This window comes from Shewanella sp. ISS20 (assembly GCF_056522965.1).
Map to the genome: position 1 here is coordinate 1,771,471 of NZ_JAWRZK010000001.1, position 12,011 is coordinate 1,783,481.

At 45.9% G+C, this 12,011-nt stretch carries 11 protein-coding genes; all 11 read right to left on the minus strand.

Features of this window, described 5'->3' with window-relative positions; translation table 11 throughout:
• Positions 1-35: 35 nt before the first annotated feature.
• Positions 36-671: a protein-L-isoaspartate(D-aspartate) O-methyltransferase gene (locus tag AC1HDP_RS08130; protein WP_479638361.1), complete on the minus strand. Its 636-nt coding sequence runs from the start codon at positions 669-671 to the stop codon at positions 36-38.
• On the minus strand, positions 668-1,414 hold the full coding sequence (surE, locus tag AC1HDP_RS08135; RefSeq protein ID WP_479638362.1) for a 5'/3'-nucleotidase SurE: 747 nt from the start codon (positions 1,412-1,414) through the stop codon (positions 668-670). Before surE ends, AC1HDP_RS08130 begins: the two co-directional genes overlap by 4 nt.
• Entirely contained in the window at positions 1,398-2,489 is a 1,092-nt protein-coding gene (gene truD / locus AC1HDP_RS08140) for a tRNA pseudouridine(13) synthase TruD (RefSeq protein ID WP_479639857.1), read from the minus strand. The genes surE and truD overlap by 17 nt, the downstream gene beginning before the upstream one ends.
• 21 nt (positions 2,490-2,510) lie before the next feature.
• The gene (gene ispF, locus AC1HDP_RS08145; RefSeq protein ID WP_479638363.1) at positions 2,511-3,002 is read right to left on the minus strand and encodes a 2-C-methyl-D-erythritol 2,4-cyclodiphosphate synthase; all 492 of its coding nucleotides are present in this window, start codon (positions 3,000-3,002) and stop codon (positions 2,511-2,513) included.
• Positions 3,003-3,018: 16 nt separating this feature from the next.
• The gene (gene ispD / locus AC1HDP_RS08150) at positions 3,019-3,741 is read right to left on the minus strand and encodes a 2-C-methyl-D-erythritol 4-phosphate cytidylyltransferase (protein WP_479638364.1); all 723 of its coding nucleotides are present in this window, start codon (positions 3,739-3,741) and stop codon (positions 3,019-3,021) included.
• A gap of 27 nt (positions 3,742-3,768) precedes the next feature.
• Complete coding sequence (gene ftsB / locus AC1HDP_RS08155; RefSeq protein ID WP_140933318.1) at positions 3,769-4,053, minus strand: cell division protein FtsB; 285 nt, start codon at positions 4,051-4,053, stop codon at positions 3,769-3,771.
• Positions 4,054-4,149: 96 nt separating this feature from the next.
• Positions 4,150-5,445, minus strand: coding sequence for a phosphopyruvate hydratase (gene eno / locus AC1HDP_RS08160; RefSeq protein WP_479638365.1), 1,296 nt, complete (start codon positions 5,443-5,445; stop codon positions 4,150-4,152).
• A gap of 212 nt (positions 5,446-5,657) precedes the next feature.
• Complete coding sequence (locus AC1HDP_RS08165) at positions 5,658-7,298, minus strand: CTP synthase (protein WP_140933320.1); 1,641 nt, start codon at positions 7,296-7,298, stop codon at positions 5,658-5,660.
• Positions 7,299-7,416: 118 nt separating this feature from the next.
• Positions 7,417-8,226 (minus strand): nucleoside triphosphate pyrophosphohydrolase, encoded by an 810-nt coding sequence (mazG, locus tag AC1HDP_RS08170; protein ID WP_479638366.1) that lies wholly within the window; start codon positions 8,224-8,226, stop codon positions 7,417-7,419.
• Between the two features lie 37 nt (positions 8,227-8,263).
• Positions 8,264-10,471, minus strand: coding sequence for a GTP diphosphokinase (gene relA, locus AC1HDP_RS08175; protein ID WP_479638367.1), 2,208 nt, complete (start codon positions 10,469-10,471; stop codon positions 8,264-8,266).
• A gap of 159 nt (positions 10,472-10,630) precedes the next feature.
• A complete protein-coding gene (rlmD, locus tag AC1HDP_RS08180) occupies positions 10,631-11,965 on the minus strand; it encodes a 23S rRNA (uracil(1939)-C(5))-methyltransferase RlmD (RefSeq protein ID WP_479638368.1) in 1,335 nt (444 codons plus the stop codon).
• Positions 11,966-12,011: the final 46 nt, after the last annotated feature.

The window sequence follows — 12,011 nt, forward strand, 5'->3', positions numbered from 1 at the left end:
CGTTGTTCTAGTTACAACCGTGGCACTAGAAGCACTTATGCCAACGAACCTGCAACTAAGGGCACAAACTTAACAGCTTCGATACGTTGCTGCACAAAACCTTCAGCAGTACGCCGAATTAACAATAAATGTTGCTCATCCTTGCCTATTGGCAGTAATAAACGGCCATTGAGTGCAAGTTGCGACAATAATGCCTCAGGAATAACCGCCGCTGCCGCGGTCACCATGATCGCATCAAAGGGACCACGATTAGCCCAGCCTTGCCAACCGTCACCATATTTAAAAGCAACATTATGTAGATTTAAGCGTTTAAGCCTTTGTCTTGCTTGGATTTGTAAGCTTTTTATCCGCTCAACAGTAAAGAGCTTCGGCACTAACGAGGCTAAGATCGCGGCTTGATAACCTGAACCTGTACCAATTTCTAACACGGTTTGCGGATTTTCATGCAACAAAATCTCAGTCATGCGCGCCACAGTATAAGGCTGAGATATGGTTTGCCCCTGACCAATCGGCAAGGCGGTATTATCAAAGGCGCGACTCACCAGGGCGGGGTCGACAAACCAATCTCTTGGCGTGCTCGCAACGGCTTTTAACACCTGAGGATTTTGGATCCCTGCCTGCTTGAGTTTTGTGGCTAAATGCTGAGCCGCCGCAAGCGACACTGGCTTCATAATGCTTGCACCCAATCGTTAAGTGATGACAGTTGTTGATACGCAGTTAAATCCACTGTGAGTGGTGTAATAGATACATAGCCTTGATTAATCGCATCAAAATCAGTGCCTTCACCAGCATCTTGCACAGCACCAGGTGGACCTAGCCAAAAAATTGGCCGCCCAGCGGGATCTGTGGTAGCCACTATCCCCTCAGCTTTATGGCGAGCGCCTAATCTGGTGACTTTAATGCCTTTAATTTTCTCTAACGGCAAATCTGGCACATTAACATTCAGAATTTGATTACCACTCAAAGGCTGAGACAATAGCCCTTGCACTATGCGGTGGGCGTACCACGCCGCACTATCATAATGAACGAGCTCGCGTCCGACCAAGGAAATGGCTATGGCTGGATAGCCTAAAAATCGCCCTTCCATTGCTGCGGCTATGGTACCTGAATATAAAGTATCATCGCCCATATTGGCGCCAGCATTAATGCCAGAAACCACAATATCAGGTTCACTTGGGCATAATTCACGAATAGCTAAATGGACGCAATCGGTTGGGGTACCATTCACTTGGATATAGCCGTTATCTAACCTATGGATCCGTAAAGGATTGGTCAAGGTTAATGAATTACTCGCGGCCGAGCAATTACGATCAGGTGCTACAGTGAGCACCTGACCTAATAACGACAAGGCATTGGTTAATGCGGCAATGCCTGGCGCTTGCACGCCATCATCATTACTAACTAGGATCTGCATCCTGCTGCGCTTCCTGTTTCAACTTGTCTTTTTCAGCCATCAGGGCTTGAAACTGCATTTCTTGTACGTCTTGATATTCACATAATTCCCGCAGTACCGCAGTGGCAAAACAGCCAGCAGGTAACATGAACTCAAGTTGTATTGTGTCATTGTTTAACGCTTTAGCTTTTAAGCCTTCTGGGCGCAGTAATAAAGTACGGCGCTCTTGATCTAAGCCAGCTTGCTCTAAACCATTACAGTGAGCGGCGTAATCAACTAAGGCGGCTTGCTCTAATGCTAAAGCATCAGCTTGTGAAGCTAAGGCGCCGCGTCCCCATAAAGGTGCTGATAACTGAATATCTTTCTCTGCTAAACGCTCAGTTAAGGTGTCATCCCATTGTTCAACGGTGAAGAAGCTACGACTACCACTTAACATCACGCAATCACCGGCTAATGGCTGAGTACCGTGCTGCGCTAAACGGCTTGATACCACCTGATTAAACAAATCAGAACGGCTGGCCGATAAATACATGCTGCGCTTGTTTCTATCTTTAACTTTACGGCCACCAAACATGGCTAAGGCGCCGCGTAAGTTACTGCCATTATGACCAAAGCGCTGTTCACCAAAATAGTTAGGTACGCCAGTTTCAGCCAATACAGTCACTCGTTCAAGTAAGGCATCAACATCACTCACTTGACGCAGTACCAGTTGAAAACGGTTGCCGCTTAAGGCGCCAATGCGCAGTTTTTTGCCGTGACGGCTGCTGGCTAAAATGGTGATTTCATCAGAATTTAACTGCGCCCACTCAGGCGTGTCTTTTCCAGGAATACGCACACCAAACCACTGTTCAGTAATAGCATTTTTATCTTTTTGACCGGCATAGGTCACTTCTTTCGGATGAACCTTAGCAAATTCAGCCAATAACTTAGCAACCATCACTGTGGTTAAGCCATTCTTACGAATGTGCAATAAATGATGCTCACCTTCACCGCTTGGTAGGAAAGGTAAAATTTCTTGCACCTGGAAATCAGCGTTTTCAGTGCGAATATCAACAGTAATGGCAGGCTTGCCATGTAAATAAGTTAAGCTGTTTATGCTCATTGGGATTCCTGGCACTTAGGCCATGTTCGAAATAGAATTCACTAGCACCACAGCCTCAACTGCAATACCTTCTTTACGACCGGTAAAACCTAACTTTTCAGTGGTCGTAGCTTTGACATTGATATTCTCAATATCCGTCAGCAAATCCTTTGCTAATACGTGACGCATGGCTTCAATATAGGGTGCCATCTTAGGCGCCTGTGCAATAACTGTGACATCAAGATTACCGAGCTCAAACCCTTTGGCTAACACTAGCTGGTAGCAATGTCTTAAGAGTACGCGACTATCGGCGCCTGCAAATTGCGCGTCGGTATCAGGAAAATGCTTACCGATATCACCTAAGGCTAAGGCACCTAACAAGGCATCACTAATGGCATGCAAGACCACATCGCCATCGGAATGAGCAATTAAGCCACTGTCATAGGGCACAGTCACGCCGCACAAGATTAATGGCCGCTCGGCGCCAAATTTATGGACATCAAAGCCATGACCAATACGAATTTTCATCATTACTCCTTAAGGATTAGCGCCCTTGGGCATTAAGCAACAAGCCTGCTAATGCTAAATCATCTGGGTGTGTGACCTTGATATTATCGCTATGACCTGACACTAAACCTGGGGCTATGCCCGCCCACTCCATGGCTGAAGCTTCATCTGTAACAGCCACCTTGGCCGCTAACGCAGCCACTAAATTGCTGGCTAATTCATCAGCCTTAAATAACTGCGGCGTTAAGGCATGCCACAGGGCTTCACGACACTCAGTGGTATTAATAGTGCCATCGCTATTGGCGCGTTTCATAGTATCGCGCACGGGCGCGGCTAAAATCGCGCCTTGCGGGAAGGTCAGACGACTATCTAACAGATTATCGATATCCACGCGCCGCACGCAAGGTCTGGCCGCATCATGCACTAATGCCCAAATATTATTGTCTTGCGGGTAATGCTGCGTTATCCATTGCAACGCGGCTAATACTGAGTCAGCGCGCTCGCCGCCGCCAATAACAGTTACGACTTTAGGATCACGACTTTGGCTTAAGTCTTGAAAGTGATCATCTTGTGGATGCAGTGCCACGACTATTTTTTCTATGGCAGGATGAGCTAACAAGGCATCTAAGGTATGAGCCAATATGGTTTGCTGACCCAAAGCTAAATACTGTTTAGCCATAGCAGCACCCATGCGACTTCCAATCCCGGCCGCAGGTACTACCGCAACAACCCCACCCAGCCTAGACTCGATTTGACTCATGGATTATCTCCAAATAGCGCTTGATAATTATTTAGCCGCCGTCGAGCCGACAATACGGTAGAAGGTTTCGCCATCTTTAACCATACCGAGCTCGTTGCGAGCTCGCTCTTCAATCGCACCAGTACCACGGCGTAAATCATTGATTTCTTCGCGCAAGATGTCGTTACGCTCAACCAGCTTGGCATTGCTGTTTTGTTGAGTCTTAATTTGTTGTTCTAATTGAAAATACTGCGGCACGTTATTATCACCGAACCATAATCGGTATTGTAAAATGGCCAGCAGTACCACTAATAGCAACACAAAACGTTTCATCTTGGCTCAAGATTTTAAGGTATAAGTGGCGCTGATTTTACAACAAAAAGGCCGCATAGTTGCGGCCTTTTTTATATTAACGAAAAAATTTAACGATTATGCTTTGCCTTTGATCTCGGCGCGGCCTAAATAAGGAGCTTTCTCGCCCAGTTGCTCTTCAATGCGCAGTAACTGGTTGTACTTAGCTACGCGATCAGAGCGGCACAGTGAGCCAGTCTTGATTTGGCCAGCAGCAGTACCTACGGCTAAATCAGCAATAGTGGCATCTTCAGTTTCACCACTGCGATGAGAAATAACTACAGTGTAACCTGCTTCTTTAGCCATACGGATAGCAGCTAAGGTTTCAGTCAGAGAACCAATCTGGTTAAACTTAATCAGAATTGAGTTAGCAATGTTGTTCTTAATGCCGCGTTCTAAAATCTTAGTGTTGGTAACAAATAAATCATCGCCCACTAATTGGATCTTATCGCCCATGATCTTGGTCTGGTACGCCCAGCCATCCCAATCAGACTCATCTAAGCCATCTTCAATAGAAGCAATTGGGTATTGCTCAGTTAAGCTTTTGAGGAATTCCGAGAACTCATTGGCGCTGAAGATTTTACCTTCACCGGCTAAGTTATACTGGCCTTCTTTGTAAAATTCAGACGCAGCGCAATCCAGTGCTAAAGTCACGTCAGTACCCAATTGGTAACCGGCCACTTCTACAGCTTCTTTAATAATGGCTAATGCATCAGCGTTAGAGGCTAAGTTAGGTGCAAAACCACCTTCATCACCTACAGAAGTGCTCATGCCTTTGGCAGACAATACTTTCTTGAGGTTATGGAAGATTTCAGCGCCCATGCGTAAGGCTTCGCGGAAATTCTTAGCGCCAACAGGCTGCACCATAAACTCTTGAATATCAACGTTGTTATCTGCGTGTTCGCCACCGTTTAAGATGTTCATCATAGGCACAGGCATGCTGTACTGGCCTGGAGTACCATTCAGTTCAGCGATGTGGGCGTATAATGGAATGCCTTTGCTCATTGCCGCCGCTTTAGCAGCCGCTAACGATACGGCCAAAATAGCATTGGCACCTAACTTGTCTTTATTCTCAGTACCATCTAAATCGATCATTATCCGATCTAAGTTGGCTTGAGCCGTCGCATCTTGACCAACTAAGGCAGCGCGAATAGGACCATTGATGTTAGCAACCGCTTGCAATACACCTTTGCCTAAATAACGAGCTTTATCACCATCACGTAATTCTAACGCTTCACGGCTACCAGTAGAGGCACCAGACGGTGCTGCAGCCATACCGATAAAGCCACCTTCAAGATGAACTTCTGCTTCAACTGTAGGGTTACCACGTGAGTCCATGATTTCACGACCTAACACATTGATAATCTTCGCCATATAATCCTCAACATAAATTAAAAATAAAAAGTAAAAATAAAAACATAAATCCATAAAGCGCTCATGGATTTATATTTTCGCTACCTAGTGTAATCAATATTAGGGCAACGTTCTGCTTTTCAAGTCATATAAACAGATAATTAGCATCGAATGCCGAAAAATACAGCAAAAAAAAACCGGCCATTTAATTGGCCGGTTTGTTATGAGTCAACTTAGTCGTTTTGGCGCTTCTGATAAGCGGCTGACGCCGCTACGAAACCTTCAAATAATGGATGACCATCACGCGGTGTCGAAGTAAATTCTGGATGGAATTGACCCGCCACAAACCAAGGATGATTTGGCAGCTCAATCATTTCAACCAGTTTACGGTCAGAAGACAAACCACTAAATACTAACCCGGCTTTTTCAAGCTCAGCCACATACTTGTTGTTAACTTCATAGCGATGTCTATGACGCTCGATACAGGTATCACTGCCATAAGCTTCAGCAGCTTTAGTGCCAGGTAACAAGTGACATAACTGTGCACCTAAACGCATGGTGCCACCTAAATCAGAAGCTTCATGACGCTGCTCAATATTACCGTCTTCATCAATCCATTCTGTGATTAAGCCAACCACAGGGAATGGAGAGTTACGGTTAAACTCGCTTGAATGCGCTTTTTCCATACCAGCAACGTTACGGGCAAATTCAATCAAGGCTACTTGCATACCTAAACAGATACCAAAATATGGCAGGTTATTCTCACGGGCATATTTCGCCGCCATGATTTTACCTTCAATGCCACGCTCGCCGAAACCGCCTGGTACTAAGATACCGTCTAAACCAGCCAGCATCTCATCTGCGCCTTTGGCTTCAACAGTTTGTGAATCTATGTACTTAATGTTTACTGTCACGCGGTTCTTAAGACCCGCATGCTTTAATGCTTCATTGACAGACTTATAAGCGTCTGGCAATTCAATATATTTACCTACCATACCAATAGTCACTTCGGCATTTGGATTGGCTTCTTGATAAATAACGTTTTCCCACTCAGACAAATCCGCTTCTGGGCAATCTAAATGGAAGCGACGTACCACTATTTCATCTAAGCCTTGCGAGCGTAGCAGGGCTGGAATTTTGTAAATGCTATCAACATCGCGCAGAGAAATAACCGCTTTCTCTTCAACGTTACAGAACAGCGAAATCTTAGCTCGCTCAGTAGCAGGCACAGCGCGATCGCCGCGACATACTAAAATATCCGGAGCAATACCGATTGAACGCAGTTCTTTTACTGAGTGTTGAGTCGGCTTAGTTTTCACTTCTTGCGCTGGGCCAATAAATGGCACCAGAGTCAAATGCATAAACAAGCTACGCTCACGACCCAGCTCAACCGCTAACTGACGGATTGATTCTAAGAATGGCAGTGACTCGATATCACCAACCGTGCCGCCAATCTCAACGATAGCAACATCATGCCCTTCACCACCGGCTAATACTTTTTCTTTAATGGCATTCGTGATGTGAGGAATAATCTGAATGGTGGCACCCAGGTAATCACCACGACGCTCTTTACGAAGTACTTCTTCATAAATACGACCAGTAGTGAAGTTGTTGCGACGGTTCATCTTAGTACGGATGAAACGCTCATAGTGACCCAAGTCCAGATCTGTTTCTGCACCATCTTCAGTCACGAATACTTCGCCGTGCTGAGTCGGGCTCATAGTACCTGGATCGACGTTGATGTAAGGATCCAGCTTCATTATGGTTACGTTTAGGCCCCGTGCCTCTAATATCGCTGCCAAAGACGCGGCTGCAATGCCTTTACCTAATGATGAAACTACACCACCTGTAACGAAGATATACCTTGTAGTCATGCTGAACCTGAGAAATAAGAATAGGAAAAAGGCGCTTGAAAAGGAGCGCCAGGACGGGGCAGTAGTCTATCAAAGTTTGGCTAAAACGCCAAACTTCTAGCGTAAAAAATCGCTTTTATTACGAGCGTTGTGATACCAAATCTCTTTTCGCCTGCTGCCAGTAATTTTCAAGCTCTTCTAAGCTATGGTGCTCAATTTTGCGTTCGGATTGCAGCACTTGTTGCTCAACTAAACGAAATCTTTGCTCAAATTTGGCATTAGCGCCTTGCAGCGCTTGCTCAGGATCAACCTTTAAGTGGCGCGCTAAATTAACCACAGCAAACAATAAGTCACCCACTTCATCCATGACTTTGGCTTGCTCAATTTTTTCGGCATGCACTTCGGCCAGCACTTCAGCAATTTCTTCATGAATTTTATCCACCACAGGGTCAAGATCTGGCCAATCAAAACCTACTTGGGCCACGCGCTGCTGAATTTTTAAGGCGCGTTTCAATTGAGGGAGCGCTTTAGGAATATCATCAAGCTGCGATAGTAATTGTTGTTGCTGGCGCTCAGCGATTTTAATTTGCTCCCAATCATGTTTGGCCGCCGCTGCACTGGTTGCGCCTATGGCATCGGCAAACACATGGGGGTGGCGGCGAATCAACTTGCGACAAATTCGCTCAGTCACAGTATCGAAATCAAATAAGCCCTGCTCTTTACCTAATTGACAATAAAACACCACTTGATAGAGCAAATCACCTAATTCATCAGGTAATTGGGTTAACTCCATCCGCTCTATGGTGTCAGCCACTTCATAGGCTTCTTCTAGGGTAAAAGGCAGTAAACTTTGATAGGTTTGTGCCAAATCCCAAGCACAACCTGTGCTTGGGTTTCTTAACTTAGCCATAATGGCGAGAAGTTGCTGCATATCATGGCTAGTTGACATGGGGACTTCCTTAACGACTAATATTGCTTACTACTAATTAACAGCGACGAGCTTCAATCACGCCCGCCACTTGGCCGAGCTTGGCTAACACTTTAGAAAGCGCCTCGAGGTTATACATTTCCATTTGCATTTCTATGGTGGCTGTCTGGTTTTTAGTGTCTGAATTGGAATTCATGGCCAAGACATTGGATTTTTCACTGGCAAGCACTGAGGTTAAATCCCGCAGCAAGCCAGTTCTATCGTGGGCAACCACTCGAATTCTGGCTTGATAACCGCCCGAATAATTTTCGCCCCAAACCACTTCGACAGTACGCTCTGGGTGCTGGCGCATCAGCTCTTTGACTTGTTCGCAATCTTCACGGTGAACCGATATGCCGCGCCCTTTAGTAATAAAACCTAAAATGTCATCGCCCGGTACTGGCTGGCAGCACTGAGCAATATGGCTCAGTAAGTTACCAACACCATTAACTTCAACCTGATCGCGATTACTGCGCACAGGTTTGTTTTGATTTTTCTTCAGCAGTTCATTAAGCGCATCAGTATCGGTTTTCTCATCCAAGCGCTTACGGCTTTGAATATGATTAACCACTTGATTGAGGCGAATATCACCGCCGCCTATGGCAGCCAACAGGTCATCCATAGTGCTCATATTAAAGCGCTCAAAGGCGCAATTACCGTCTTTGAGGGTCAGACCTATGCGCGATAATTCATGCTCAAGCATTTCGCGCCCTGCCGCGAGATTTTTGTCTCTATCTTGCTGCTTAAACCAATGCTGAATTTTAGAGCGCGCGCGCGACGTTCTAATATATCCAAGGTTAGGATTAAGCCAATCGCGCTTAGGATTGGGATGCTTTGAGGTAATAATTTCAATACGCTCACCGGTTTCTACCTGATGAGTAAAGGGCACTATGCGGCCATCTACCTTAGCACCAATACACTTATGCCCCACATGAGAGTGAATGTAATAGGCAAAATCCAACACGGTTGAGCCTTGCGGCAGGTCGACAACTTCGCCGCTTGGCGTAAAGACGTACACTCTGTCTTCAAACACTTGGCTGCGAATTTCATCCACCAGATTGCCGCTTTCGGCCACATCTTCTTGCCACTGCAAGATTTTACGCAGCCAGTTAATCTTCTCTTCATAGCCACTTTGCTTACCGCTGGCGCCACCTTCTTTGTATTTCCAGTGGGCAGCCACCCCAAGCTCAGCATCTTCATGCATTTGTTGGGTACGAATTTGAATTTCAACGGTTTTGCCTTCAGGCCCCACCACTACCGTATGAATCGACTGATAACCATTTGGCTTAGGGTTTGCCACATAGTCATCAAACTCACGGGGGATGTGGTGCCATAAGGTATGGACAACGCCTAAGGCGCCATAGCAATCTTGCAGGCGTTCAGTCACTATGCGCACGGCTCTAACATCAAACAATTCATCAAATTTCAGATCTTTGCCGCGCATTTTGCGCCAAATACTATAGATGTGTTTTGGCCGGCCATAGACTTTGGCGCGAATATCATCGTTATCGAGGCGTTGCTGCAAGGTTTCGACGAAATTGTCGATAAAGACTTCTCTATCAAGACGTTTCCCATCGAGCTGCTTGGCAATTTCTTTATAGGTCTCAGGATGCAGGTAGCGAAATGAAATGTCTTCCAGTTCCCATTTAAGCTGACCAATTCCAAGACGATTAGCTAGCGGCGCGTAAATATCGGCAATTTCACGGGCCAGCAATACACGCGTTTCTTCATCTTCATTTTTAACTGCCCGCAGCAAACAAATGCGCTCAGCTAATTTAATCACCACAGCGCGCACATCTTCGACCATGGCCAATAACATCCGGCGGATATTATCAATTTGGCTTTCATTGGTGCGATTATCGCGCCCACCTTGCAAGCTACCTATGGCATCCATAGTGATGACGCTCGCCACCAAATTAGCCAATGAATTGCCGAACTGCTCGCGAATCGCATCAAGGCTTAACATCTGCGCTTGATTGACTTCAAACAAAATGGCGGCTTGTAAGGTTTCTATGTCCATATTGAGCGGCGCGAGAATTTCAACTAATTCGCGCGCCCGCTGCCACAGCGGTTTTACTTTTTCAGCATTCGGCACAGGTAACTTGTCTATGGATTGAATAAGCGTCAGTAACGTCTGCGCATCATCACTATCAGTCACGTAGCGACTTACCCACTCATCCAATTGAAAGTCAGGATCATAAAAGTGTGCTTCACGTACAGAGACCATAGTGTATTCCTTAATCCATAAAACGGCGCGCGAACCTGCGCCCATAGCATTTAGGCCACTATACTGAAGAATGTGGCCAAGTTGTCAAACCCTGTAGCAATAGTCAGCGACTTTTTATCGCAAACAGCTTCAAAACCAACAAAAAAACAATAGCGCTGATTATTTAGGCTCTTTCAGTTCAAATAATGCCATAGCTTCTATGTGATGAGTTTGCGGGAACATATCTAGCATCCCAAACTTGACTAACACATAACCACTATCCAGTAACAACTGGCTATCACGGGCTAAGCTTGCGGGATCGCACGACACATACACGACTTTTTGCGGCTGCATGAGCTTAAGCCACTGCAAACTCTCATAAGCTCCAGCGCGAGCTGGGTCGAGTAACAATTTATCTATCTTGCCTAACCAAGGCTCATGGGACAGATCTGCGCTCAAATCACCATGGAAGAAGGATAAATTGGTTAACCCTGCCGCTTTGGCATTGGCGCTCGCTTGCGCCACCATAGCGGGCACACCTTCGACGCCAATCACTTCAGCGCCCGTTTTCGCAAGAGCAAGGCTGAAATTACCGACACCACAGAATAAATCTAAAATACGCTCTTGCGCTTTAGGCTCTAACCATTGCAGCGCTTGCGCTACCATAGCTTGGTTAACCTTGGCATTCACTTGAATGAAGTTGCCCGGCATAAAAGCAAGTTCAGTGCCATCACCCAAACAGTAATGCGGCTGACTCGCCTGCCCTTGTAAATCAAGGCACTGGCCTTCGTTGTCTTGCAGCAATATTTGCACATTTCGCTCAGTGGCAAATTGCGCTAACGCAAGCTTGTCTTTATCGTTCACGGCTTTAGTGACCCTAAGCACCGCGAATTGACCTTGCTCGACATCAATAAGTTCCACATGCCCTAAGCCAGATTTGAGTTTTGAGCGATTTAGCAGCTTAGCTAAAGGCGTAATCAATACACTTAACGGCAACGCCAACACTTGGCAGTGACTAATGGCGACCACTTGATTGCTAGCTTTGGCACGAAACCCTAAAGTTAAATGGCCTGATTGCTTATCAAAGCTAGTGGCTAAACGAGCGCGGCGGCGATAATGCCACGCTTGTGATTCAATGGCATCGACCGCGCTGACATTAGGCGCAAGGCGCTGCAAGCGATTGGCTAAAGCATCATTTTTAAATTGGCGCTGACTTTCAATGCCCACATGTTGCAAATCACAGCCACCGCACTGCTGATAAAACGAGCATTCAGGCTCGATTCGTAATGGTGATGGGCTATCAATGCTAATGAGTTTGGCCTTGGCATAGGATTTTTTCTGCTCGACCAATTGCGCTGTGATAGTTTCACCCGCAAGTGCTCCAGGAATAAACACTATCTTACCTTGGTGCGATGCCATGCCTGCACCTAAGTGATCCATATCGGTAACATTAAGCACCAATTTAGGAGACAATCGCTTTTGTTGATTTGCTTTTGGTTTAAAAAATTGCGCCATTTTTCTCTCAAAATCATAAAATTACTGGTGAGTAGAGCGACTATCT